The sequence below is a fragment of the Amycolatopsis sp. BJA-103 genome, from assembly GCF_002849735.1.
GTDB lineage: Bacteria > Actinomycetota > Actinomycetes > Mycobacteriales > Pseudonocardiaceae > Amycolatopsis.
The window spans coordinates 5,293,502-5,317,779 of the sequence record NZ_CP017780.1 but is presented as its reverse complement, the minus strand read 5'-3'; the positions used below and the strand labels follow the sequence as shown (position 1 = coordinate 5,317,779).

At 68.8% G+C, this 24,278-nt stretch carries 23 protein-coding genes; 11 read left to right on the top strand and 12 right to left on the bottom strand.

Annotated features, from left to right (window positions below; all coding sequences use genetic code 11):
* Positions 1-3: 3 nt before the first annotated feature.
* Genes BKN51_RS23000 through BKN51_RS22985 form a run of 4 tightly spaced genes read right to left on the bottom strand, consistent with a single transcriptional unit; the run spans position 4 to position 3,747 of the window.
* Entirely contained in the window at positions 4-1,266 is a 1,263-nt protein-coding gene (locus tag BKN51_RS23000; RefSeq protein ID WP_101609573.1) for a sensor histidine kinase, read from the bottom strand.
* Between the two features lie 47 nt (positions 1,267-1,313).
* Positions 1,314-1,517: a hypothetical protein gene (locus BKN51_RS22995; protein ID WP_101609572.1), complete on the bottom strand. Its 204-nt coding sequence runs from the start codon at positions 1,515-1,517 to the stop codon at positions 1,314-1,316.
* 10 nt (positions 1,518-1,527) lie between these two features.
* Positions 1,528-2,643: a fatty acid desaturase family protein gene (locus tag BKN51_RS22990; RefSeq protein WP_101609571.1), complete on the bottom strand. Its 1,116-nt coding sequence runs from the start codon at positions 2,641-2,643 to the stop codon at positions 1,528-1,530.
* A gap of 12 nt (positions 2,644-2,655) precedes the next feature.
* Positions 2,656-3,747, bottom strand: a complete 1,092-nt coding sequence (locus tag BKN51_RS22985) for a ferredoxin reductase (RefSeq protein ID WP_101609570.1) — start codon at positions 3,745-3,747, stop codon at positions 2,656-2,658.
* Positions 3,748-3,836: 89 nt separating this feature from the next.
* Here BKN51_RS22985 and BKN51_RS22980 point away from each other — a divergent pair, with 89 nt between their 5' ends.
* The 5 genes from BKN51_RS22980 (at position 3,837) to BKN51_RS22960 (ending at position 8,262) form a co-directional block, all read left to right on the top strand.
* Positions 3,837-4,493 carry a TetR family transcriptional regulator gene (locus tag BKN51_RS22980; RefSeq protein ID WP_101609569.1) on the top strand — a complete coding sequence of 219 codons (657 nt, stop codon included), beginning with the start codon at positions 3,837-3,839 and terminating at the stop codon, positions 4,491-4,493.
* A 226-nt stretch (positions 4,494-4,719) separates the two neighbouring features.
* Complete coding sequence (locus tag BKN51_RS22975; RefSeq protein WP_101609568.1) at positions 4,720-5,838, top strand: Re/Si-specific NAD(P)(+) transhydrogenase subunit alpha; 1,119 nt, start codon at positions 4,720-4,722, stop codon at positions 5,836-5,838.
* Positions 5,838-6,137, top strand: coding sequence for an NAD(P) transhydrogenase subunit alpha (locus tag BKN51_RS22970; protein WP_007032801.1), 300 nt, complete (start codon positions 5,838-5,840; stop codon positions 6,135-6,137). The genes BKN51_RS22975 and BKN51_RS22970 overlap by 1 nt, the downstream gene beginning before the upstream one ends.
* Positions 6,134-7,519, top strand: coding sequence for an NAD(P)(+) transhydrogenase (Re/Si-specific) subunit beta (locus BKN51_RS22965; protein ID WP_101609567.1), 1,386 nt, complete (start codon positions 6,134-6,136; stop codon positions 7,517-7,519). The genes BKN51_RS22970 and BKN51_RS22965 overlap by 4 nt, the downstream gene beginning before the upstream one ends.
* On the top strand, positions 7,516-8,262 hold the full coding sequence (locus BKN51_RS22960; RefSeq protein ID WP_101609566.1) for a lipoate--protein ligase family protein: 747 nt from the start codon (positions 7,516-7,518) through the stop codon (positions 8,260-8,262). The genes BKN51_RS22965 and BKN51_RS22960 overlap by 4 nt, the downstream gene beginning before the upstream one ends.
* An 81-nt stretch (positions 8,263-8,343) precedes the next feature.
* On the opposite strand, the gene BKN51_RS22955 is transcribed toward BKN51_RS22960, so the two are convergent.
* Positions 8,344-9,060, bottom strand: coding sequence for an Lsr2 dimerization domain-containing protein (locus BKN51_RS22955; protein WP_101609565.1), 717 nt, complete (start codon positions 9,058-9,060; stop codon positions 8,344-8,346).
* Between the two features lie 157 nt (positions 9,061-9,217).
* On the opposite strand from BKN51_RS22955, the gene BKN51_RS22950 reads away from it, so the two are divergent.
* Positions 9,218-10,591, top strand: a complete 1,374-nt coding sequence (locus BKN51_RS22950) for a dihydrolipoyl dehydrogenase family protein (RefSeq protein WP_168214371.1) — start codon at positions 9,218-9,220, stop codon at positions 10,589-10,591.
* On the opposite strand, the gene BKN51_RS22945 is transcribed toward BKN51_RS22950, so the two are convergent.
* Complete coding sequence (locus BKN51_RS22945) at positions 10,588-12,045, bottom strand: hypothetical protein (RefSeq protein ID WP_101609564.1); 1,458 nt, start codon at positions 12,043-12,045, stop codon at positions 10,588-10,590. The two genes, BKN51_RS22950 and BKN51_RS22945, sit on opposite strands and share 4 nt — an antisense overlap.
* 505 nt (positions 12,046-12,550) lie before the next feature.
* Between BKN51_RS22945 and BKN51_RS22940 the strand changes: the two genes are divergently transcribed.
* From BKN51_RS22940 to BKN51_RS22930, 3 genes are all read left to right on the top strand, one after another.
* A complete protein-coding gene (locus BKN51_RS22940) occupies positions 12,551-13,054 on the top strand; it encodes a DUF3145 domain-containing protein (RefSeq protein WP_005154552.1) in 504 nt (167 codons plus the stop codon).
* 41 nt (positions 13,055-13,095) lie between these two features.
* The gene (locus BKN51_RS22935; protein WP_101609563.1) at positions 13,096-13,689 is read left to right on the top strand and encodes a hypothetical protein; all 594 of its coding nucleotides are present in this window, start codon (positions 13,096-13,098) and stop codon (positions 13,687-13,689) included.
* 66 nt (positions 13,690-13,755) lie between these two features.
* Positions 13,756-16,116 (top strand): HAD-IC family P-type ATPase, encoded by a 2,361-nt coding sequence (locus BKN51_RS22930; protein WP_174720443.1) that lies wholly within the window; start codon positions 13,756-13,758, stop codon positions 16,114-16,116.
* A 92-nt stretch (positions 16,117-16,208) separates the two neighbouring features.
* Here the strand turns inward: BKN51_RS22930 and BKN51_RS22925 are convergent, their stop codons facing one another.
* The 5 genes from BKN51_RS22925 to BKN51_RS22905 all read right to left on the bottom strand — a co-directional run bounded on the left by BKN51_RS22925 (position 16,209) and on the right by BKN51_RS22905 (position 21,116).
* The gene (locus tag BKN51_RS22925; RefSeq protein WP_101609562.1) at positions 16,209-17,459 is read right to left on the bottom strand and encodes a beta-ketoacyl-[acyl-carrier-protein] synthase family protein; all 1,251 of its coding nucleotides are present in this window, start codon (positions 17,457-17,459) and stop codon (positions 16,209-16,211) included.
* 40 nt (positions 17,460-17,499) lie between these two features.
* Positions 17,500-17,745, bottom strand: a complete 246-nt coding sequence (locus BKN51_RS22920) for an acyl carrier protein (RefSeq protein ID WP_004559006.1) — start codon at positions 17,743-17,745, stop codon at positions 17,500-17,502.
* A 68-nt stretch (positions 17,746-17,813) separates the two neighbouring features.
* Positions 17,814-18,797, bottom strand: a complete 984-nt coding sequence (locus tag BKN51_RS22915; RefSeq protein ID WP_101609561.1) for a beta-ketoacyl-ACP synthase III — start codon at positions 18,795-18,797, stop codon at positions 17,814-17,816.
* A complete protein-coding gene (locus tag BKN51_RS22910; RefSeq protein WP_255414860.1) occupies positions 18,794-19,720 on the bottom strand; it encodes an ACP S-malonyltransferase in 927 nt (308 codons plus the stop codon). The genes BKN51_RS22915 and BKN51_RS22910 overlap by 4 nt, the downstream gene beginning before the upstream one ends.
* 181 nt (positions 19,721-19,901) lie before the next feature.
* Positions 19,902-21,116: a PucR family transcriptional regulator gene (locus tag BKN51_RS22905; protein WP_101609559.1), complete on the bottom strand. Its 1,215-nt coding sequence runs from the start codon at positions 21,114-21,116 to the stop codon at positions 19,902-19,904.
* 341 nt (positions 21,117-21,457) lie between these two features.
* On the opposite strand from BKN51_RS22905, the gene BKN51_RS22900 reads away from it, so the two are divergent.
* Both BKN51_RS22900 and BKN51_RS22895 read left to right on the top strand, forming a co-directional pair.
* A complete protein-coding gene (locus tag BKN51_RS22900) occupies positions 21,458-22,195 on the top strand; it encodes a mechanosensitive ion channel family protein (RefSeq protein WP_101609558.1) in 738 nt (245 codons plus the stop codon).
* A gap of 237 nt (positions 22,196-22,432) precedes the next feature.
* Positions 22,433-23,077 carry a nicotinamide mononucleotide transporter family protein gene (locus tag BKN51_RS22895; RefSeq protein ID WP_101609557.1) on the top strand — a complete coding sequence of 215 codons (645 nt, stop codon included), beginning with the start codon at positions 22,433-22,435 and terminating at the stop codon, positions 23,075-23,077.
* On the opposite strand, the gene BKN51_RS22890 is transcribed toward BKN51_RS22895, so the two are convergent.
* Positions 23,049-24,260, bottom strand: a complete 1,212-nt coding sequence (locus tag BKN51_RS22890; protein WP_101609556.1) for an alpha-hydroxy acid oxidase — start codon at positions 24,258-24,260, stop codon at positions 23,049-23,051. The genes BKN51_RS22895 and BKN51_RS22890 overlap by 29 nt on opposite strands.
* Positions 24,261-24,278 lie beyond the last annotated feature (18 nt).

Here is a 24,278-nt window from a genome sequence, read left to right as displayed (position 1 = left end):
TTCCTATGTCCGTAGTGGTATCTCAGCGCTGATCACCGTAGGCCCTCCGGGAGGGCTGTCGATGTCGAGCCTGCCGTCCACCGTCGCGAGCCGTTCGGCGATCCCGGCGAGGCCGCCGCCCCGCACCGGCCTCGCCCCGCCCTCGCCGCCGTCCCGCACGACGAGCCGCAGGCCGTCACCGAAGATACCCACATCGACCTCGATCGCGGCCGAAGTGTGTTTGGCGGCATTGGTCAGCAGTTCGGCGACGGTGAAGTAGGCGATGGTCTCGATCGACGGCGACGGCCTGCTCGGCAGGGTCACGGTGATCCGCGCGTCGATGCCCGAGCCCGCGGCCAAAGTGGACAGTGCGACGTCGAGGCCGGCGTCGAGCGCGGCGGGGTGGATGCCGCGGGCGAGGTCGCGCAGTTCGACCAGTGCCTGTTTCGCGTTGGCGTGCGCGGCGGTGACCAGGGCGGTGACCTGCGCGAGGTCGCCGTCACCGGCCAGTTCGTCCTTCGCGATGCCGAGCTTCATCGCCAGCGCGACCAGTTGGGCCTGGGCGCCGTCGTGCAGGTCGCGCTCGATCCGGCGGAGCCGCCGCGTCGCGTCGTCGACGGCGGTCGCCCGGCTGCGTTCGAGGTCGCGCACGCGTTTGGAGAGGTCCTCGGCGCCGAGGACGCCGCGTACCAGCAGGCGGTCGAGTTCGGTCAGGCCGTGGACCACCCACGGCGTCGCCAGCAGCACGGCCAGCCCGGTGAGGGCGAGCGGCAGGGTCAGGAGCCAGGTGTCGACGCGGAGGTCGAACGTCGGCATGGCTTCGCCGTTCAGGATGAACCAGAACAGCGGGTACGTCAGCGTGCTGACGGCGTATGTGAGCAGCGTCGCGACCAGGAAGAACTCGATGAACGACAGCGGCAGCCGGATCACCAGGTAGGCGATCGACCGCCAGCCGATCGGATCCCCGATCTTGCTCTTGACGCCGTTCCACAGACCCGGCCGCAGCTCGGGCCGGGTTGGCGGGGTGACCGTGGTCCCGAGCAGGGCCCGCGCCAGGGCGATATGCGCGGCGCCGATCAGCCGCGCGCCCGCCAGGACACCGATGAGCACCGGCAGCCCGACGGTGAGCAGGCTCAGGCCGATCCCGAGGACCAGCCCGACGACGACGAGCGCGACGAACACCAGTGTCAGCGGCGCGCCGATGATCACCCACGCCAGTTCCGCCCAGTACGCGCGGCTCAGCTGTGCGCCGAGGACGCGTCGTGGCAGAGCGAAGCGGGTGGTCACGGCTTCACCTTGCCGCGACCACCCGCCTCGTGCCCATCCAGGTTTCCCTAGTCTTCGCGGTGCTCTTCGTCCGCCTGCGCCCGCTGGGACGCCTCGCGCATCTCGATGACGTCCGTCAGCCAGTCGCCGGTCTCGCGGGCGATGTCCCGGATCGCGCCGGTGATGATCGTCGCGATGTTGCCGATGTGGGTGGCCGCCGACTCGGTGACCTCTTGGACCACGTCCTTGGTGCTTTCGAACTGACCGACCATGTCAGACACCTTAAGCCGCTCGGAGGGTCTTGTCGCTCTCCACGGTAGCGGGAGTGCGGGGTTCACCGTTCCAGGGCATGGCGAGTTTCACGATCTTCTTGGCCACCGAGAACAGCTGCTTGTGCAGGGGGCCGGTGTTGTACGGCAGGCCGTACTTCTCGCAGATAGCCCGCACCTCGCCCGCGATCTCCGGGTAACGGCGCGCCGGGATGTCCGGGAAGAGGTGGTGCTCGATCTGGTGCGAGAGGTTCCCGGTCATGATGTGGAAGAGCTTGCCGCCGGTGATGTTCGCCGAGCCGAGGATCTGCCGCAGGTACCACTGGCCCCGCGACTCGTTCTCGGTCTCCTCCTCGGTGAAACTCTCGACGTCGGCGGGGAAGTGCCCGCAGAAGATGATCGAGAACGACCACAGGTTGCGGGTCAGGTTCGCGGTCGCGTTGCCGAGGAAGGTCAGCGGCGCGAGCGGACCGGTCAGCAGCGGGAAGAGCACGTAGTCCTTGCCGACCTGGCGACCGGCCTTCTTGAGCATCTTCAGGCCGACCTCCTTGTTGTCCGACCACTTGCGCTCGCCCTTGACGATGCGGTCGAACTCGAGGTCGTGCAGCATGACGCCCCACTGGAACATGAACGCCAGCGCCACGGCGTACACCGGGTTGCCGAGGTAGTACGGGTGCCATTTCTGCGCCGGGTCCATCCGCAGGACGCCGTAACCGATGTCGCGGTCCTTGTCGAGGATGTTGGTGTAGGTGTGGTGCATGTAGTTGTGCGAATGACGCCAGTTCTCGGCGGGCGCGACGTTGTCCCACTCGAACTTCTGCGAGCTCAGCGCCGGGTCACGCGTCCAGTCGTACTGGCCGTGCATGACGTTGTGGCCGATCTCCATGTTGTCGAGGATCTTCGCCACCGAAAGCGCGGTCACGCCGGCGATCCACGCGGGCGGGAAGAACCCGGCGAACAGCAGCCCGCGGCCCGCGACCTCGAGCGCGCGCTGGGTCTTGATGACGTTGTGGATGTAGTCGACGTCGACCTGGCCGAGATCGGCGACGATCCGTTGCCGGATCTCGTCCAGTTCGCGGCCGAACTCCTCGACCTGGGCGGGGGTCAGTTTGTCCTGCAAGCCTGTCATCTCGGCTCCCTTCTAAGCGTTGATCTCGACGTCCCCGACCGGGACGGAGATGCAGAGCTGGATCTCTTCGTTCTCTTCGCTGGAGGTCTCGCCGGTCTTGGCGTTCCGCACACAGCCCGACGTCTTGACCTGCGTGCAGGAGAAGCAGATGCCCATCCGGCAACCGTGTTCCGGGCTCAGCCCGGCGTCTTCGGCCTGCTCCAGCAACGGCTTCCCGGAGTTCTCGAACTCGCGGCCGCTGCGTGCGAACCGGACCTGTCCTTCGGCGTTCTCGGTGTCGAACGTGAGCGCCGGCGGCGTGAACTCCTCGGTGTGCAGATGTGCGCCGAGGCCGTCGGCCTCGAACGCCTCGCGGACCGAATCCATCAGCGGCTTCGGACCGCACAGGAAGGTCTCGGCGTCGGGGTACCAGGGGACGGTCTCCGCGAGGTGATCCTTCGAGAAGAACCCGTGCAGGTCGCCGCCGGTTTTCGTGTGAGTGAACGCGTGTACCAACCGCAGGCCGGGCAGGCGGCGGGCCAGGTCGGCGAGCTCGGCGCGATAGAGCGCGTCTTCGGCCCCGTTGGAGTAATGCAGGAAGGCGATGTCGCCCTCGTGGCGCTCGTCGGCCAGCGTGCGCAGCATCGACAGGACGGGCGTGATCCCGCTCCCGCCGCTCACCAGCAGGATCCGCCGCGGCCTCGGCGAGGGCAGCGTGAACTCACCGTCCGGAGTGGACAGACCGAGCACCGAGCCGATCGTGACCGTGCGGTTCAGGTGCCGTGAGACGAGGCCCTGCGGATCGGCCTTGATGGTCAGTTCCAGTGATCCGTCGTGCTCCGAACCGGCGGGCGAGTAGCAGCGGGTCCGGCGGACGCCGTCGATCTCGACGGTCACCCGCACGTACTGGCCCGCGACGTGCCCGCGCCAGGCGCGGCTCGGCCGGATGGTCAGCGTGACCGTGTCGGGCGTCTGCCGCCGGACGCCGGTGACCAGGCCGCGGATTTCGCGGCGGACCAGCATCGGGTCGACGAGTTCGAGGTAGCGGTCCATTCCGTGGGGCGTGAGCAGGGCCTCGGCCAGCGAGGCCAGCCGCCTGGCCCTGCGCGGTACCAGTGCCGTCATCACATCTCCAGAATTCAGTGAACGCTTGTACACTCAACAGTGAAGTGGCGATGGTCCCGCTTGTCAACGCGAGAGGAGGGTGATGTGACGTGGGTGATACCGCGGAGGCGATTACGCTGTCGGTCGTGACAACTGAGCCCGTTTCCAGGCAGGAGCGCAAACAGCGCACGCGTCAGGCGCTGCTGGACGCGGCGCTGGAACTGGTGGCGGAACGAGGGTTCTCCGGGCTGAGTCTGCGTGAGGTGGCGAAACAGGCCGGGATCGTACCGACGGCCTTCTATCGCCATTTCGCATCGATGGACGAACTGGGCGTCGCGCTGGTGGAAGAGTCGATGCGCACCTTGCGCACGATGATCCGCTCCGCGCGCACCAAGCCCGCGGCGTACAACGACATGATCCGGACGTCCGTGCGCATCCTGCGCGAGCACGTGCGGGCGCACGAGGCCCACTTCCACTTCCTGACCAGGGAGCGCTACGGCGGCACCGGTCCGGTCCGGCAGGCGATCGGCTTCGAACTCAAGCTCTTCGTCAGCGAACTCGCCGTCGACCTCGCGCGGTTCGACAATCTTCGCGAATGGCTGACCGAAGATCTCCACCTGCTGGCGGACCTGATCGTGACGACCATGCTCACGACGGTGCTGGAACTGCTCGAAACACCTTCGCGTGACGGCGAGATCGTCCGCACCGCCGAACGGCGGCTGCGGTTGATCTTTCTGGGGGTGCCGAACTGGCGCAGCGTTCCGTGATGCGGAAAGGCGTTGCTCCGTAAGTGTCATAAGGGGTCCCCATAGGACGGTCGCCGTCCTATGGGGACCCCTTATGACGTCGCACACCTGGATCGATGGCTGGATCGATCGTGATGAGCGATGTCACGGAAAGATGCCGTCCGGATACGTTCAGCCAGGAAAGTTGTCGGTCGGACGTGGTAAACAGTGCGGGTTCGTGTGGTCCTCTCCAGCGAGGAGGTCGCCTGTGGCGGCAGAAAACGAGCAGCTCACGGTCGGTGTTGTCCGGGAGACCGGACAAGGTGAACGCCGCGTCGCGCTGGTACCGAAGCTCATCGAGCGCGTCTCAGGACGCGGACTGCGGGTGGTGGTCGAGCCCGGTGCGGGCGCCGGCGCGCTGCTCGCCGACGAGGTCTTCGAGCAGGCGGGCGCGGTGATCGGCGATCCGTGGGATGCCGACATCGTGGTGAAGGTGGCGCCTCCGAGCGCGGCCGAAGTCGCGAAGCTCAAGCAGGGCACCATCCTCATCGGCTTCCTGAATCCCCGGGCCGATCCGGACGGGATAGCGGCGCTGGAGTCGGCGGGCGTCCGCGCCTTCGCCGTCGAGGCGATCCCCCGGATCTCGCGCGCGCAGGCCATGGACGCCTTGTCGTCACAGAGCAGTGTCGCGGGTTATCGCGCGGTTCTGCTGGCAGCGGAGAAGCTCACCCGCTTCTTCCCGATGCTCACCACCGCGGCCGGAACGGTGCCGCCGGCGAAGGTGCTCGTGCTCGGCGCGGGTGTCGCCGGGCTGCAGGCCTTGGCGACGGCGAAACGGCTCGGCGCGCAGACCACCGGCTACGACGTCCGGCCCGAGGTCGGCGAGCAGGTGAAGTCGATCGGCGCGAAATTCCTCGCCCTCGGCATCGAGGCGGCCGGTGAAGGCGGGTACGCCCGCGAGCTGACCGAGGAGGAAAAGGCCGAGCAGCAACGCAGGCTCACCGAGGCGATCACGAGGTTCGACGTGGTGATCACCACCGCGCTCGTCCCCGGCCGCAAGGCGCCGATCCTCGTCACCGCCGACGCGGTGAAGGGGATGCCCGCCGGTGGTGTCGTGGTCGACCTCGCCGGCGAGTCCGGCGGCAACTGCGAACTGACGAAACCGGGCGAGGAGATCGTCGAGCACGACGTCACCATCTGCTCGCCGCTGAACCTGGCGGCGGAAATGCCGGCGCACTCCAGCGAGCTCTACGCGCGCAACGTCACCGAGTTGCTGGAACTGCTCGTCGACAAGGAGGGCAAGCTCGCGCTCGACTTCTCCGACGAGATCGTCGCCGGGGCCTGCGTGGCCGGAGCTCGCGAGTCCGAAAAGCAAGGGGGCGAGTGATGCTCGTAGGCAGCCTGGCGATCCTCGTACTCGCCGGATTCGTGGGATTCACCGTCATCTCGAAGGTGCCCAACACCCTGCACACCCCGCTCATGTCGGGGACCAACGCCATCCACGGCATCGTCCTGCTCGGCGGGCTGATCGTGCTCGGCCTCGGGGTGGACGGCGTACTGAACAAGATCCTGCTGGTGATCGCGATCGCCTTCGGCACGATCAACGTGGTCGGCGGCTTCCTCGTCACCGACCGGATGCTTTCGATGTTCAAGGCGAAGAAGCCGGAAGACGGTGGTGACAAGTGACGACCTTCATCGCCGTCCTCTACATCATTTCCTTCGCACTGTTCATCTACGGCCTGATGGGCCTGACCGGTCCGCGCACCGCGGTGCGCGGCAACTGGATCGCCGCGGTCGGCATGGGCATCGCGGTGATCGCGACGCTTTTGACGCCCGGTATGAGCAACTGGCTCTTGATCGCCCTCGGCGTCGCGATCGGTGTCGTCGTCGGCGTGCCGTCCGCGCGCAAGGTCAAGATGACCGCGATGCCGCAGATGGTGGCGCTGTTCAACGGCGTCGGCGGCGGGGCGGTGGCCCTGATCGCCTGGGTCGAGTTCCGCACCACGGAGGGCTACGCACACGAGCCCGCGTACGTCGCGATCGCGTCGCTCTTCGCCGCGATCGTCGGTTCGGTGTCCTTCTGGGGCTCCAACATCGCGTTCGGGAAACTGCAGGAACTCATCTCCGGCCGCCCGATCACCCTCGGCAAGCTGCAGCAGCCGGTGAACGCGCTGGTGCTGATCGCCGCGATCGTCTTCGCGGTCGTCATCGCCACCGGCGGTGACGCCGAACTGCTGATGATCGGCCTGCTGGTCGCGGCGGGCGTGCTCGGCGTGGTGGTCGTGCTGCCGATCGGCGGCGCGGACATGCCGGTCGTCATCTCCCTGCTGAACGCGCTCACCGGGTTGTCTGCGGCGGCCATGGGTCTCGCGCTCGACAACACCGCGCTGATCGTGGCGGGCATGATCGTCGGCGCGTCGGGTTCGATCCTGACGAACCTGATGGCGAAGGCGATGAACCGGTCGATCCCGGCCATCGTCGCCGGCGGGTTCGGCGGTGGCACGGCGGTCGCGAGCAGCGGGTCCGGCGAGGTCCGGCCGGTCCGCAGCACCAGCGCGTCCGACACCGCGATCCAGATGGCGTACGCGAACAAGGTCGTGGTCGTCCCCGGTTACGGCATGGCCGTCGCGCAGGCGCAGCACGTGGTCCGCGAGATGGCGAAGCTGCTGGAGGCCAAGGGGATCACCGTCGAATACGCCATCCACCCGGTGGCGGGCCGGATGCCGGGGCACATGAACGTGCTCCTCGCCGAGGCCGACGTCCCGTACGAACAGCTCAAGGAAATGGACGAGATCAACTCCGAGTTCGCCCAGACCGACGTCGCGCTGGTGATCGGCGCGAACGACGTCACGAACCCGGCCGCGGAGACCGATCCGGGCTCGCCCATCTACGGGATGCCGATCCTCAAGGTGAACCACAGCCGGTCGGTGATCGTGCTCAAGCGCTCGATGAGCTCGGGCTTCGCCGGCATCGACAACGAGCTCTTCTACGATGCGAAGACAAGCATGCTCTTCGGCGACGCCAAATCGTCGGTGGGCGAGATCGTGGAGGAACTCAAAGCACTGTGACCGGTCCCTCGGAAGTCGTCGCTTCGTTCGACGACCCGGCCGACAACCTCGCGTTCGACGAAGCCCTCCTGCGTGCCGCACCGGAGGCGCCGGTCCTGTGGATCTGGCGCAACACCGACAGTGTGGTCGTGGGGCGGGGGCAGAAGATCGAACGCGAGGTCAAGGCCGACGTCTGCGCGAGCGACGGCGTCCCGGTGCTGCGCCGGGCCAGCGGCGGCGGCACGGTGTTCCACGATCCCGGCAATCTCAACATCACCCTCGTCCTGCCGGGGCTCGGTCTCTCGGCGAACGCCGTCAAACCGCTCGAAGCGCTCGGGGAACTGATGACCGCGACGGTGGCCCGGCTCGGGCTGCCGTCGCGGCTCGGTGATCGCGGCCTGTTCGTCGGTGACTCGAAGTTGTGCGGTTTCGCCGTGTTCCGGACGAGAACGGGCTTGCTCGCGCATTCCACCCTGCTCGTTTCGACCGCGGCCGAACGGGTCGGCCGGTACCTCACTTCGGCACCCGCGGATCCCCGTCCGCTCGACTCCCACCGGAGCCCGGTGGCGTCGCTCGCCGAGCATGGCCTGCGCAAAGGTGTTGCCGACGTCACGGCCGCGGTCCGCGCGGCGGCGGCCGCGCAACTGGGTGAACTCACCACCCGGAAGCCCTCGGCGGCGGAGCGGGAGTGGCACCGCTCGCTCCGGCACACGCGGTACCACTACCCGGAATGGCATTCCGAGGGTTCTCAACGGGCTTCTTGATCGGCGACGACGATATCGCCGATAACGAAACAAAAGGCCCCATTCGCTACTCGAGCGAAGGGGGCCTTTTGTTTCGGAGAATTACTTTTCCGTGGCCGAGAAAGTGACGGCGGGCACCTTGCGGGTGGCCCGGCTGGTCTTCTTCGGCTCGGCGGCCTTCTTCACCGGCGCCTTGGCGGCTGCCTTCGGCGCTGCCTTGGCGGCGGTCGTCTTCGCGGCCGCGGCCTTCGGAGCGGCCTTCGCAGTCACCGTCTTGGCGGTGGTCTTCGGGGCGGCCTTGGCCGGGGTCTTCGCCGCGGCGGCGGCCTTCGCGCGGCCGGCCGGAGCCTTGGCGGCGGTGGTCTTCGCCGCGGTGCCGCGGGCCGACTTCGCCTTGGCCGCGGTGGCTTTCGCCGTGGTCTTGGCGGGGGCCTTGGCTTCCGCCTTGGGGGCGGCGGCCTTCGCGGGGGCGGCCTTGGCGGCGGCGGGCTTGCGGCCGGCGACACCCTTCGCGGCGGGTTTGCGACCCGGCTTCGCGGCGGTCTTCGCCTCGGCCTTCGCGGCGGTCGCCGCGGTCTTCGGGGTCGACTTCGCCACCCGCGCGCCCTTGGGTCGCTGCACGACCCGCGGCCGCAGTTTCCGTCCACCGATCCGGCGGCCGCTTTCCACATAAGCACTCAGGATTTCCCGGAGTGCCGTGGCGTTGTCGGCCGAAAGGTCGATGTCGTAAGCGATTCCGTCCAGGCCGAAAGCGACCGTTTCTTCGGCCGCCTCGCCGGTCAGATCATCCAGCAAATGCACAGCAGTGTTCCTGGCCATGAAAAAACCTCCCGCGCTCGATCGTTCTACTGCGTAACCGGCACGGTGCAACCTGAACCCGCGGCTGATGACTCACGCAGCGACACGAGGATAGCGGCAGGTTGCGCGAAGCTGCGCGGTGGTGTGCGCTGAATGCATGTCAGCACAGACTTTTGACGTGATCGTGATCGGAGGCGGCCCGGTCGGCGAGGTCGCCGCCGAACGAGCCGCGCGTGGCGGTCTTCAGGTCGCCCTCGTCGAACACGAGCGCTTCGGCGGCGAATGTTCTTACTGGGCCTGCATTCCGAGCAAGGCGTTGCTGCGGCCGGGGAACCTCCTCGCCGCCGCCAAACGCGTCCCCGGCGTCCCGGTGGGCGACGCGGTCGACCCGGCCAAGGTGTTCGCGCGCCGGGACTGGTTCACCGGCAAGGGAGACGACACCGGACAGGTCGAGTGGGCCGAAGGGGCCGGGATCGCCCCGATCCGCGGGCACGGCCGGATCACCGGTGAGCGGGAGGTCACGATCGACGGTGGTGACGTGCTGACCGCGCGGCACGCCGTGATCGTCGCCACCGGCAGCGTCCCGCGCACGCCGTCGATCCCCGGACTGGACACCATTTCCCCGTGGGGTTCGCGAGAGGCGACTTCGGCGGAAGAGGTCCCGCGTCGGCTCGGCGTCCTCGGCGGCGGAGTCGTCGGCGTCGAAATGGCGCAGGCCTTCGCCACCCTCGGCGCCGAAGTCCACCTGATCATTTCGGGGGCGCGGCCACTGCCGCGGCTTCCGGACTTCGCGGGTGACGCCGTCATCGCGGGGCTCCGCGAAGCCGGTGTCACCGTGCACACCGGCTCGGGTCTCGACTCCGTGTCCGCTGTGGACGGTGGTAAGGAATTGGCGCTGAAAGGAGGCGAGCGGTTGCTCGTCGACGAACTGCTCGTCGCCACCGGCCGCGGCCCGGCGACCGGCGGGCTCGGCGTCGAGACGCTCGGGCTCGAAGCGGGCGCGCCGCTCACGACGGACGACAACGGCCGTGTGTCCGCTGTGGACGGTGACTGGCTGTTTGCCGTCGGGGACGTCACCGCCCGGGCGCCGCTGACCCACCAGGGCAAGTACGCCGCCCGGGCCACCGGGGACGCGGTGGCCGCGCAGGCCGCGGGCAAGCCCGTCGACTCGGCCGCGTGGAGCGCGCACAGCGCCACGGCCGATCACCACGCCATCCCGCAGGTCGTCTTCACCGACCCCGAGGTCGCTTCGGTCGGGCTCGCCGGGCCCGAGGAGGGCAAGCCGCACCGCGTCGTCGACATCGACATCGCGGTCGCCGGTTCGTCGCTGCACGCGGACGGTTACGCGGGCAAGGCGCGGATCGTCGTCGACACCGAACGCGGGGTCCTGGTCGGCGCGACCTTCGTCGGGCAGGACGTGTCCGAGCTACTGCATTCGGCGACGATCGCGATCGTGGGCGAGGTCCCGCTGTCGCGGCTGTGGCACGCGGTCCCGTCGTTCCCCACGATCAGCGAGGTGTGGCTGCGCCTTCTGGAGGCGTACGGGCTCTAGCCGTTGACGGGAAGTTCGAGGGCGGCCTTCGCGCCCCGGACCAGGCCGGGATCGTCCGGAGTGGACGGTCCCGGCACCCAGACCACCTGGACCAGCCGGACGGACTTCCCGTCCAGGCCGCTCTGGTAGGCCGCGCCCTCGAACACCGGGACGTCGCCCTGCCATTGATTGGTCTCGGTGGCGATGTCGAGGATTCCGCCGCCGCCGGGAGTGTCCGCGGTCGCTTTGAAGGCGCTCGCCTGCGCGGCGTCCGGGAAGTCCACGACGGCGATCGTCACCGCGGCGGCCCGGCCGTCGATGGAACTGGCGAAGCTGGCCCGTTTGACCGCGGAGCAACTCGTCCGCTGAAGGCTCGACTGGACGTCGCCGTACGCGTGCGACGCGCATTTCTGATCCGCGGCCGACGCCCGCGAGGTGAATTGGATGTTCTCCACCGCACTGCTGCTCGGCGGCGGTGAACTGGTCGCCGGGGTCGGCGGCGGGGGAGTCTGCGTGGACGCGGTGTCGTCACCGCCGGAAGCGACGCTGATGGCCGCGACCAGCAACACGATGAGCAGGCCGATCGCGGCGACCGGGAGCCACTTCACCGTCTTGGACTGGTGCGGTGCCTTCGGCGGCGACTCGGCGGGAGCGGCGGGCGGCGGCGCCTGCCGGACCGGGGGAACGGGTTTCGCGGCGACGACCTGGGGAGGGGGCTGAGGAAGCGGGGCGGGCTTGGCGGCCTGGACGGGCTTGGCGGGCGGAACGGCCGGTTTCGCCGGTCTTTTCACCTTGCCCGGATGCTGCACCGGAACCGTCGGGGCGATCGCGACGAGCGGGTTCTCGCGGATCACCGTCGGCTCGTCGTCGGAGAAGGCGCTGAACCCTTCCCCGAGCAACATCTCCTCGGGCATCGGCGGCGCGTCCGGGGCGAGCGCGGCGATCAGGTCCCGCGCCTGCTGGACCGATCGGGGCCGGGACGCGGTGGCCAGCGAGACCGTCGCGGCGAGCATCGTCTTCGCCGTCGGGTACAGGACCCGGACCGAGCCCGCGAGATCCGCGGCGGGCTGGTCGACCGTCTCCACATAGGGGCCGACGGCGATGATCGTGCCGATCGGCCCGGCGCCGGGAGCGACGTCCGCGATCTTGTGCGTGCACGCGGCGGACAGCGAGAGCGCGTCGGTGGCCGGGTTGATCGAGGTGTCGCCGTGGACCAGCGGCCAGCCGTCGGCCTTCCACGGGCCGCCGAGCGGGGCTTCGAGTTTCAGCGCCGGGTCCGGCAGGTCGACGCCGATGACGATGAGGACACCCTTGGGCATGACGACGACCGCTTCGACCGGCCGCCCTTCGACCGGGCTGGCGCCGACCAGGGCGACCCCGCCGACGACGTTGCTGCCCCTGCCGAGTGAAGCCAGCGCGGCGCGGACGTCCTCGGCCACCCGGGACGGCTGTTGAGCGAGGCGAACGAGTCGCACCGAACCCTCCCCATCTCGTCGGTCTCGGTGCACAAAGTAGCGCCTCCATCCGGACTAACGGGCAGACACGTCGCAGGTAGGCGAGGTGATGTTGCGCCGAGAAGTTGTCATGGACGTGAGCGCAGTCACTCATCCGGGTGTACGGCACTGCGCTTTTGACCCCTGTCACCAGGAGAAACGTCATGGCCGTATCTCGCCCCTGGCGTCGACGCGCCGCGCTCGTCGCCGCCCAGGGTTGACCCGCGAGCCGTGAGTGGCGATCCGAAACGGAATGTTCAGTGCGTGATCGTTCGTTGGCTGATGTCCCGAATGCGGCATCGGGAGCCCTTCACTCGTGAGTCCCACGTCCCAATCAGGTGCGACTTGTGGTGTTCATGTGGCCAAACAGCACAGTTGGGGTGCACAATGTGCTCACGCGTACCGGGAGGCGGCACGAGCCACCTGACCAGCGCAGCTCGCGAGGTCGTAGGGGAAGACGCCCCTCGTCGAGTAGCGGAGGTCAGCAGTGAGCACCCGTGGCAACACCCGTGGCGTGGTGTACGTCCACTCGTCGCCGTCTGCGGTCTGTCCGCACGTCGAGTGGGCTATTTCGGGCACCCTGGGTGCCCGAGTCGAGTTGAAGTGGACGGCGCAGCCCGCCAGTCCAGGACAGCTCCGCGCCGAATGTGGTTGGCGTGCGCCTTCGGGCACCGGCGGAAAGCTGGCGTCCGCGCTCAAGGCGTGGCCGATGATCCGGTTCGAAGTCACCGAAGAGCCCAGTGCGGGGGTCGACGGCGAGAGGTTCTGTTTCGCTCCGGGCCTCGGCCTGTGGCACGGCAGGACCAGTGCCAACGGCGACATCGTCGTGGGCGAAGACCAGCTGCGCGCGCTCGTGAGCAAGGTGCGTGCCGGCGAATCCTTGGCACACAAGCTCGACGAGCTCCTCGCCGCCAATTGGGACGAAGCGCTCGAACCGTACCGGCACGCCGGTGACGGTGCTCCGGTCACCTGGCTGCACCAGGTCGGGTAGACGGAGTGAAGCGGAAAGAGGCGGGCGGCTAACCTTTCAGGGTGACCGCCCAGCCTCGCCCTCTCTCTCGCCAGCGGTGGCTGATCCCCGTCCTCGTGGTGGTGATCTCCCTGACCGTCGGCGTCGGGCTGCTGGCACGCGATCTCTACCTCCGCCCGGAGGCCGAACCCACCGCGCCGGTCGTCAGCGAATCGCCGACGTCGGTCGCCCCCGGCGAGCAGCCCGGCTCGGGCGCCGTCGAGGTGACTCCCGACGTCTTCGCGCATCCGCACTACCAGAGCGTGCGGCAGGTACTGCAGGGGTATTTCGACTCCATCAACCTTCGCGACTATCCGAAGTGGACTTCGGTGGTCAGCAGGGACCGGGCCAAGACCAAGACCGCCGTGGAGTGGAAGAAGGACTATCAGTCCACTCGGGACGGCAGCATCCTCGTCTACCGCATCGAGCCGGGCGCGCCGACCACGCTCCGGGTACTCGTCTCCTTCACCAGCACGCAGGACGTCGAGGACGCGCCGGTGTACCTGCCGGAGGGGTGCATCCGCTGGCGGCTGGTGCTGCCGCTGCGGCTGGAGAACGGATCCTGGCGGGTCGACACCACCGACGGCGGCACCAACCCCGAACACGAAAGATGCTGAAGTAGGGGACGACATGGTCCCCCAGGCTGACGCGTGCGCGAGCCGGGGCGGAATAGAGTCGCGGGCATGGCAATTGATCAGCCGGCCCTGCTGACCGACGCCTCGAGGGGGCTCTCCAGCGAAGAGGTCGCCCGGCGGGTGGCCGCGGGCCAGACCAACGCGGTCTCGACGAAGACCAGCCGGACCACCGGCGAGATCATCCGCGCGAACGTCTTCACCCGGATCAACGCGATCTACGGTGTGCTGTTCGTGCTCATCCTGTCGACCGGGTACTTCATCGACGGGCTGTTCGGCGGACTGATCATCGTCAACAGCGCGGTCGGCATCATCCAGGAACTCCGGGCGAAACGGACCCTGGAACGGCTCGCCATCGTGGGACAGGCGAAGCCGACCGTCCGCCGTGACGGGCAGAGCGCCGAGATCGCCCCGGAAGACGTCGTCCTCGGTGACCTCGTCGAACTGGGACCGGGCGACAAGATCGTCGTCGACGGCCCGGCACTGACGGCCGAAGCGCTGGAAGTCGACGAGTCGCTGCTGACCGGGGAATCCGATCCGGTGGTCAAGCAGCCGGGCGACAAGGTGCTTTCGGGCAGCTTCGTCGTCGCGGGCAGCGGCACCTACCGCGCGGACATCATCGGCAACGAGTCCTACGCCGCGAAACTGGCCGCGGAGGCCAGCAAGTTCACCCTGGTGAAGTCGGAACTGCGGCAGGGCATCGACAAGATCCTCAAGTTCATCACCTACCTGCTCGTCCCGGCGGGCGCGCTGACCATCTACAACCAGCTCGCGGGCGACCAGGCGTGGCCGGACGCGCTGCGCGGCATGGTCGCGGCGCTCGTGCCGATGGTGCCCGAAGGCCTGGTGCTGATGACCAGTGTCGCGCTGGCGGTCGGCGTCATCCGGCTCGGCAAGCGCCAGTGCCTGGTGCAGGAACTCCCGGCGATCGAAGGACTCGCCCGCGTCGACGTGGTGTGCGCGGACAAGACCGGCACGCTCACCGAGAACGCGATGCGGCTCTCCGAGGTCCGCGAGATCACGCCGGGCCACCCGGTGGACGACGCGCTGGCCGCGCTCGCCGCCGCCGACCCGCGCCCGAACGCGAGCCTGCAGGCGATCGCGGAGGCGCACCGGACCGATCCGGGCTGGCGGATCTCCACGACCATGCCGTTCTCCTCGGCGCGCAAGTGGAGCGGTGCGTCGTTCGACGGCGACGGCGACTGGGTGCTCGGCGCCGCCGACGTCCTGCTGCCCGAGGGAGAGCACCGTGCGGAGGCCGAGAAGATCGGCTCGCGCGGTCTGCGCGTCCTGCTGCTGGGCCGTGCCGAGCGGGCCGTCGATGCCGCCGAAGGCCCCGGTGACATCGAACCGGTGGCGCTCGTGGTGCTGGAGCAGAAGGTCCGCCCGGACGCCAAGGACACCCTGGACTTCTTCGCGCACCAGGACGTCGCGGTCAAGGTCATCTCCGGCGACAACGCCATCTCGGTGGGCGCGGTCGCGGGCACCCTCGACCTGCCCGGCGCGGACAAGCCCGTCGACGCGCGGAAACTGCCCGACGACGCCGAGAAGCTGGCCGACACCGTGGAGGAACGCGCCGTCTTCGGCCGCGTGACGCCGCTGCAGAAACGCGCGATGGTCGGCGCGCTGCAGTCGAAGGGCCACACCGTCGCGATGACCGGCGACGGCGTGAACGACGTCCTCGCGCTGAAGGACGCGGACATCGGCGTCGCCATGGGCGCCGGCAGCCCGGCCACCCGCGCGGTCGCGCAGATCGTGCTGCTGGACGACAAGTTCGCCACCCTGCCGTACGTCGTCGCCGAAGGGCGGCGGGTGATCGGCAACATCGAGCGCGTCTCGAACCTGTTCCTCACCAAGACGGTCTACTCGGTGCTGCTGGCGCTGATGGTCGGCATCGCGCAGGTGCCGTTCCCGTTCCTGCCGCGGCACATCACGATCACCGCGTGGTTCACGATCGGCCTCCCCGCCTTCGTGCTCTCGCTGGCGCCGAACAACGAGCGCGCCCGTAGCGGCTTCGTCGGCAGGGTGATGCGGATGGCCGTCCCGGCCGGGCTGGTCATCGCCACGGCGACGTTCGTGAGTTACCTGCTGGTGTACAAGGGATCCGGACAGTCCGAACTGGACAAGATCCAGGCGGGGACGACCGCGCTGATCACGCTCATCACGATCGCGCTGTGGGTGCTCGGGATCGTCGCGCGGCCGTACCGGTGGTGGAAGATCCTGCTGATCGGCGGGATGGTCGTGCTGACGCTCGCGTTGTTCCTGATCCCGTTCACGCAGAAGTTCTTCGCGCTGGACCCGAGCGTGAGCGCGTACACGGTCTCGGCGTTCGCCTGCGCCGGGGTGGGGATCGTGCTGGTGGAGGCCGCCTGGTGGATCGGCCGTCACCTGGTGAAGCGCTCGGAAGCCTGACCGCCTGCGGTTTCCGTTCCCGCGCGTGCAATGAAAGGCCCGTTACTTGCAAAATTTGCAAGTAACGGGCCTTTCATTGCACTTGACCGGCGTCAGGCAGCCGGGGTGAACAGCAGTGCCGTGTTGTGCCCGCCGAAACCGAACGAGTTGCTGATCGCCGCGCCCAGCTCGATCTTGCGCGCCTCACCGGAGACGACGTCGAGCTGCACCTTCGGATCCAGGTCCTCGAGGTTCAGCGTCGCCGGGATGAGGCCGTGGTAGATCGCCAGGATCGTGGCGATGCCCTCGACCGCGCCGGCCCCGCCGACCAGGTGGCCGAGCGCGCCCTTGGGCGCGGTCACCACGACGTGCTCGCCGACGGCGTTGCGGATCGCCGCGGCCTCGCCGACGTCGCCGACGACCGTGGAGGTCGCGTGCGCGTTGACGTGGCCGACGTCGGCAGGGGAGACCCCGGCCATCGTCATCGCCTGCCGCATGGCGGCGATCTGGCCGAGGCCCTCCGGGTGGTTGCCCGTGATGTGATAGGCGTCCGAAGTGATCCCGTACCCGCTCAGCTGCGCGTAGATCCGCGCGTTGCGGGCCTTGGCGCGGTCCGCCCGCTCCAGGATCACGACACCGGAGCCCTCGCCGAGGACGAAACCGTCACGGTTCACGTCGAACGGCCGGGACGCCTTCGTCGGGTCGTCGTTGCGGGTGGACACCGTCCGCGCCTGGGCGAAACCGGCGAGGGTGATCGGGTGGATGCACGATTCGGCACCACCGGCGACCACGACATCGGCGCGGCCCGAGCGGATCATCTCGTAGCCGGCGGCGATGCCTTCCGCGCCCGACGCGCAGGCCGACGCGGGCGAGTGCACGCCGGCGCGGGCCTTCAGGTCGATCCCGACGTGTGCGGCGGGGCCGTTCGGCATCAGCATCGGCACGGTCAGCGGGGAGACCTTGCGGAGTCCCTGCTTGTGCAGAAGGTCGTTCTGGGAGATCAGGGTGACCGGACCGCCGACACCGGTACCGATGGTCACCCCGAGGCGCTCGGGTTCCACATCCTGATGCTCATCGGTCGGCTGTTCGAAGCCCGCGTCGGCCCAGGCCTGACGGGCGGCGATGATCGCCACCTGCTCGCAGCGGTCCAGCCGCCGGGCCTGGACCCGCGGCAGGACTTCGGACGGGTCGACGGCGAGCATGGCGCCGATCTTCACCGGCAGCTCGAGTTCGTCGACCCAGTCGGCTTCGATGCGGCGGATCCCGCTCGCCCCGGCGAGCAGGCCGTCCCACGTGGACGCGACGTCCCCGCCGAGCGGCGTGGTCGCGCCCATCCCGGTGATCACGACGTCGATGTTGCTCATTGGAGTCTCCCCAAGGTCGGCGCCAATCAAGAACTCGGACTTACTTGGAGTTGGCCGACACGTAGTTCACCGCGTCGCCAACGGTCTTCAGGTTCGCGAGCTCGTCGTCCGGGATCTTGACGCCGAACTTGTCCTCGGCCTGAACAGCGATCTCCACCATGGACAGCGAGTCGATGTCGAGGTCGTCCACGAAGGACTTCTCGGCGGTCACGTCGTCCTGCGCCACACCGGCGACCTCTTCGACGATCTCGGCGAGGCCGGCGAGGATCTCTGCGTTGTCTGCCACTGGTTGTTCCCTTCTCGGTGATGCTTTCGGCTGCCCCGCGGACACGGTGTCCGCAGGGGAAGTATTCATCACGGGCAGATGAAGGCCTGGCCCGCGTAGGAGAGTCCGGCCCCGAAGCCGACGGCGAGTACGACGTCGCCCTGCTTCGCGGTGCCCGCCTTGCGCATGTGGTCCAGCGCGAGGGGGATGGACGCGGACGAGGTGTTGCCCGAGTACTTGATGTCGTCGGCCACGACCATGTCCTCGCGGGCGCCCTTGGCCCGCAGCTTCTTGGCGATGGCTTCGACGATGCGCAGGTTGGCCTGGTGCGGGATCAGGACGTCCACATCGGACGGTTCGAGCCCGGACAGTTCCAGCGCGTGCAAGGCGATCGGCGCGATCTGCGTGGTCGCCCACCGGAAGACCGACTGGCCTTCCTGGTAGATCCACTTGTCGTCGCGCATGTAGATGAGGTCGACGTGCTCACCGGCGCTGCCCCAGGCGACCGGGCCGATCTGCGCCGTGTCGGCCGCGCCGACCACCGCGGCGCCCGCGCCGTCGGCGAAGATGATCGCGTTCGCGCGGTCGACCGGGTCGACGTGGTCGGTGAGCTTCTCGGCTCCGATGACGAGCGCCTTCTTCGCGCTGCCGGCCCGGATGAGGTCCGACGCGACACCGAGGCCGTAGCAGAAGCCGGCGCAGGCGGCGTTGAGGTCGAACGCGGCGGGGTGCGTGATGCCGATCCGGTCGGCCACCTGGGCGGCGGCGTTCGGGATCTGGGTGGGCATCGTGCAGTTCGGCAGGATGACCGTGTCCACTTCGGACGGATCCACCCCCGCGTCGGCGAGCGCGGCGGTGCCCGCCTTGACCGCCATGTCGACCAGCGACTCGTCCTTCTCGGCGAACCGGCGCTCGACGATGCCGACCCGCTCACGGATCCACTGGTCGTTGGTGTCCATGATCTTCGAGAGATCGTCGTTGGTCACGATCTTCTCGGGCTGGAAGCTCCCGACACCGAGGATGCGGGTCCCGGCGGCGCCCTGCGCCTGCCGCAAGGTGGATCGGTCGGTCACGAAGCGTCCTCCTGCCCCTGAAGCTTCGCCAGCTCGGCCGGCGTCTTCAGCGCGATGGTGGTGGTCACGGTTCCCTTGAGCTGTCGCTTGACCAGTCCGGTCAGCGTGCCCGCCGGCGGCAGTTCGAGCGTCGAGGTGACGCCCGCGGAGACCAGACCGTCCATGGTCAGGTCCCAGCGCACCGGGCTCGTGACCTGCTTGACCAGCCGGTCGAGGTATTCGGCCCCGCTGGTGACGACCTGGCCGTCGGCGTTCGACAGCAGCGGACGCGTCGGGTCCGCCGGGGTGATCTTCGCAGCGTGGGCGGCCAGCGCTTCACGCGCGGGTGCCATGTAGGACGTGTGGAACGCGCCCGCGACCTTGAGCGCGCGGACCTTGGTGCCCTCCAGCGGCTCGGCCACGATCTTCTCGATCGCGCCGACGGCGCCGGAAGCGACGATCTGGCCGGCACCGTTGCGGTTCGCCGCGGCGAGGCCCTGGCCTTCGAGCCACGCGACGACCTGCTCCGGGTCGCCGAGCATGACCGCGGCCATGCTCGTGGGCTCCAGCGCGCATGCCTTCGCCATCTCCGAGCCGCGGACGGCGGCCAGCGCGACCGCGTCCTCGGCGCTCAGCACCCCGGCGATGGCGGCCGCGGCCAGCTCACCGACGGAGTGTCCGGCGACCGGCGCGTCCGCCGCGATCGGGGCCTCGCGCTGCACGTATTCGAACGCCAGCAGCGACAGCGCCACGATCAGCGGCTGCGTGATCGCGGTGTCCTGGATCTCTTCGGCGTCCGCTTCGGTGCCGAGGCGGACGAGATCGAGACCGGCCCGCTCGGACCAGGCTTCGACGCGCGCGCGGGCGCCGTCGAGCTCGAGCCAAGGGGAGAGCATGCCTGGGGCTTGGGAACCCTGACCGGGGGCGAGGACTGCTGCTGTCACCCCACTAGAAAACACTCTCGGCCACCATGGTCGTGATGCCGACGCTCACCAAGTCCGGCCGACGTAATTGTCGGAACCCTCCAAAAGTGCCTTCCTGATCTCTGCGCTTAACCCAAAAGCCTTGTCGGGTTCAACCAGCTTTCCCTATGAGGTCCATCACTGCGCAGAGTTACCAACGGGTTTACCAGAGGCCGCGGGCGCGGGCCAGCCGTCCGACCGTCAGTGCCACCTTCAGTACCCACGCGTCGCGTGATTCGGCGGCGTGACGGCCGGTGAGTTCGGCCGCCTTCCGCAGCCGGTACCGGACGGTGTTCGGATGCACGAACAGCGTCCGCGCACAGGTCTCCAGGACGCCGCCGCTGTCGAGGTAGGTCTCCACCGTCCGCAGCAGTGCCGGGCCCGCCTCCTCCAGCGGCCGGGCGATCTGCTCGACGAGCAGGCGTTCCGCCTCCGGGTCGCCGGACAACGCGCGTTCCGGCAGCAGGTCGATCGATCTCGCGGGCCGCGGCGCGCCGGGCCAGCCGACGACGGCGCGCAGGCCGGACAGTGCTTCCGTCGCGCTGTGGTGCGCCTCGGCGAGGGTGGGCACCGTCGGCCCGGCGACGACCGGGCCCTCGGCGAAGGCGACGGACAGCTTGGTGAGGATCTCGCGGTCCTTGACGCTGCCGTCGGTGGGGCCCGCGACGACCACGACCAGGCGGGAGCCCTGCACCGAGAGCAGGACGGGACGCCCGACCCTGGCGGCCCGGCTGCGCACCTCGAACACCACGGCGGGCGGATCGTCCGACGTCGGGGTGCCGACCAGCGCGGTGGCGGGCGCGGCCGGATCCCAGCCGAGCGCGGCGGCGCGGGAGAGCACAGCCTCCTCGGCGTCGCCGCGGACGATGCCGTCGACGACCAGCGCTTCCAGCCGCGCGTCCCAGGCGCCACGCGCCTCGGCGGCGGCCGCGTAGGAGTTGGCGGCGGCGAACGCGATCTCCCTGCCGTAACGCAGGATCCCCTCGATCAGCGCGGCGCGTTCCGCCTCGTTCGCGGCGAACTCCGGCAGCTGCTCCTCGAACACCTCGATCGCCAGCCGCACCATGCCGACGGCCTGCCGCAGGCTCACCCAGCGGGACAGTTCGGCGGGCGCGTCGCGGAACGCCTCGGTGGTGAGCGAGAGCGCCTCCTTCGCGTCGCGGAGCCAGTCGACGAAACCGGCGGCACCCGCCTGGGTGATCAGCAGGACGCTCGCGCGCTGGTCGGCGGGGAGGCGGGCGAACCAGCTCAGCCGCTCCTCCATCACCGCCACGCTCGCGCTCGCGAGCCGGCCGGAGGCGTGCTCGAGCCGCCGGAGGGTCTTGGCGGACAGCCCGTGGTGCTTGGGGACATGCCGTCCGGAAGTCGCATCAGCCATGGTCAGCCGATCCTAGTCCGCCCGGCCGAGGTGGCCCTCGTCCTGCGGTACTACCGGCTTCGCGTCCGAAGTGGACAGACGTCGCGTGATACGCGGCGATGAATGGTGAAAGGTGTTTGCATAAAACTCGAGGCCGCCCGGCGCTTGCGTTTTACGCCGCGCCGAGCGGCCTCGTCTCCCCGGTCCCCACCGGTAGAACAAGTATGCGACTTGTGGATCTTTTCCCGCTAGTTCACTCACTCGATCGTGGGGTGCCGAGTTGCCGGTCAGGTGCCCGTGATCAACGATCCCTCGCAAGCCGCGCCGGGTTCGGCACGGATGCGCCGAGGAGGGAGTTCGCCGTGGGCGAGCAGCTGAAAGACGGTCTGGGGCAAGCATGGAACCTTGTCGCCACCTTCGTGCCGAAACTGGTCGGATTCCTGATCATCCTGCTCATCGGCTGGTTGATCGCCAAGGCCGTGTCAAAGGCATTGGGACTGGTTCTGTCGAAGATCGGTTTCGGCAAGCTCATCGAGAAGACCGGACTCACCGGAACGCTCAAACAAGCGAATGTCGACGCGGGCGGGATCCTCGTCAAACTCGTGTACTACTTCATTCTCCTGATCGCGCTGCAACTCGCGTTCGGCGTATTCGGTGAGACCAATCCGGTCAGCGCGCTGCTCAACGAGATCATCGCGTTCCTGCCGCGCATCCTGGTGGCCCTGGTGCTGGTGATCGTCGCGGCCGCCATCGCGAAGGTCGTCCGCGACCTGGTGACCGGCGCGCTGTCCACGCGGCCCGCGGGACGGCTGCTCGGCACGGTCGCCTACTGGCTGATCATGGCGTTCGGCATCATCGCCGCGCTCGGCCAGGTGAACATCGCGACCGCGGTCACCGGACCGATCCTGGTCGCCGTGCTGGCCACCATCGGCGGGGTGATCGTCGTCGGCTTCGGCGGTGGCCTGATCAAGCCGGCGCAGGACCGCTGGCAGGGCTGGCTGGCCAACCTTCAAGGCCAGCTGGAGGCCGGAAACGGCAAGCAAGAGGTCCGTTCGGAGCCGCCGACTTCGCCCGTCGGGATCGGTCGCGTAGATTCCTGATCATCCCGGGGGCCCGGTGATCGAGGAAGGCACCGGGCCCGCGTGGAGCTGAAGGGGCCCTTCGCCGCATAACACGCGGCGAAGGGCCCTTTCGTCGCATCTCACGCGGGCAAAGTCCCCTTCGGCTACTCCACCTCAGCGGCTCTCGAGCCCGTCCCCTGTTCCGCACCTCACACTCTCTAGGGAATGGTGTCGCGGCGGAGCATGTTGGAGCGGGAGACGGAGAGGGGCGAGGACGTGGACTTCCTGCTGCACAACGGTGTCACGGTGCTCGGACAGTGGATCTCCTTCGCCGAACTGGCGGGGCAGATCTTCGCGCTGGCCGTGGTCTTCCTGGCACAACGCCGCACGTTGTGGACCTGGCCGGTCCAGGTCGGCGCCACCGTGCTGTTGTTCTCGGTCTATCTCTCCGCGCACCTCGGCGGGCTCGCCACCAGGCAGGTCGCGATCCTCGCCATCTCGATCTACGGCTGGTGGGCCTGGTCCCGCCGCAGCGACCCGGTCTACGGCGTCGTCGTCCGCAAGGGCCGCCTCGGCGAGCGCCTGGCGATGCTCGGCGCGTTCGCGATCGGCACCACCGCGATGGCGCTGGTCCTGGACGCGCTGAACGCCTCGTGGGCGCCCTGGCCGGACGCCGCGATCTTCGTCGGCACGCTGGTCGCCTTCGCCGCGCAGGGCGCCGGTCTCGTCGAGTTCTGGCTGGTGTGGCTGGTCGTCGACGCGATCGGCGTGCCGCTGCAGCTCTCGTCGGGCCTCTACTTCTCCGCCGCGGTCTACATCGTGTTCGCCGGGCTGGTCGTCCACGGCTGGTGGAGCTGGAACCGGACGGCGAAGCAGGTCCGCACCGGGGTTGTCAGCGCATCGTCGCGTGTGAAGGCTTGAGGTCGGCGAGGGTGCGGACGCCCAGCAACTGCATGGTCCTGACCATCTCGTCGCGCAGGATGTCCACGCACCGCTGAACGCCGCGTTCGCCCCCGGCCATCAGGCCGTACAGGAACGCGCGCCCGATGAGCACCGCGTCGGCTCCGCGAGCGATCGCGGCCACGATGTCGCCGCCGGAGAGGATGCCGGTGTCGACCCACACCTCGGCGTCGCCCTGGATCTCGTCGAGCACCGCGGGCAGCAGCTCGATCGGCGTCGGCGCGCGGTCCAGCTGGCGTCCGCCGTGGTTGGACAGCAGCACCGCGTCGGCGCCGTGCTTGACCACGTCACGTGCGTCGTCGACGTTCTGGATCCCCTTGATCACGAGCTTGCCGGGCCAGGTTTGGCGGACCCGGTCGAGGTCGTCGAAGTTCAAGGTCGGGTCGAAGAGCTTGTTGAGCAGTTCGGCGACAGTGCCGTCGAAGTGGCTCAACGACGCGAAGGTCAGCGGCTCGGTGGTCAGCAGGTTGAACCACCACGCCGGATGCATCGCGCCGTCGACGAACGTCTTGAGAGTGAGCGCGGGCGGGATGGTCAGCCCGTTGCGGACGTCGCGCAGCCGCGCGCCGGCGACCGGGGTGTCCACCGTCAGCATGAGCGTGTCGAACCCGGCGGCCCAGGCGCGATTCATCAGATCTTCGCCCGCCTTGTGGTCGCGCCAGACGTAGAGCTGGAACCACTTGCGGGCCTCCGGCGCGGCCGCCGCGAGGTCTTCGATCGACGTCGTCGCCATCGTCGACAGCCCCATCGGGATCCCGTTGCGCTGCGCGACCCGGCCCACCGCGGACTCGCCCTCGTGGTTCATCATCCGCGTGAACCCGGTCGGCGCGAACGCGAACGGCAATGCCGAACGCTTGCCGAGGATCTCCTTGCTCGTGTCCACATCGGACACTCCGCGCAGGACGTTCGGGTGGAATTCCACGCTGCGGAAGGCTTGCCGGGCGCGGCGGAGGCTGTCTTCCAGTTCCGCGGCGCCGTCGGTGTAGTCGAACGCCGCCCTGGGCGTCCGCTTGCGGGCGAGCATCCGCAGGTCGGCGATCGTGTGCGCGCCCGCCAGCCGCCGCTCGGTCGGATTGAGCACGATCGGCTTCGGCCGCAGGATCTGCTTCAGCTCACTCGGCTTCGGCAGTCGACGCTTCGTCACACTCGCTCACCTTCTCGA

Bases quoted from the DNA above. Each gene is read 5' to 3' on its own strand.
- BKN51_RS22985 (WP_101609570.1), bottom strand. From the start codon at position 3,747: ATGACGGCACTGGTACCGCGCAGGGCCAGGCGGCTGGCCTCGCTGGCC.
- BKN51_RS22995 (WP_101609572.1), bottom strand. From the start codon at position 1,517: ATGGTCGGTCAGTTCGAAAGCACCAAGGACGTGGTCCAAGAGGTCACC.
- BKN51_RS22930 (WP_174720443.1), top strand. From the start codon at position 13,756: ATGGCAATTGATCAGCCGGCCCTGCTGACCGACGCCTCGAGGGGGCTC.
- BKN51_RS22925 (WP_101609562.1), bottom strand. From the start codon at position 17,459: ATGAGCAACATCGACGTCGTGATCACCGGGATGGGCGCGACCACGCCG.
- BKN51_RS22970 (WP_007032801.1), top strand. From the start codon at position 5,838: ATGCTCGTAGGCAGCCTGGCGATCCTCGTACTCGCCGGATTCGTGGGA.
- BKN51_RS22955 (WP_101609565.1), bottom strand. From the start codon at position 9,060: ATGGCCAGGAACACTGCTGTGCATTTGCTGGATGATCTGACCGGCGAG.
- BKN51_RS22990 (WP_101609571.1), bottom strand. From the start codon at position 2,643: ATGACAGGCTTGCAGGACAAACTGACCCCCGCCCAGGTCGAGGAGTTC.
- BKN51_RS22905 (WP_101609559.1), bottom strand. From the start codon at position 21,116: ATGGCTGATGCGACTTCCGGACGGCATGTCCCCAAGCACCACGGGCTG.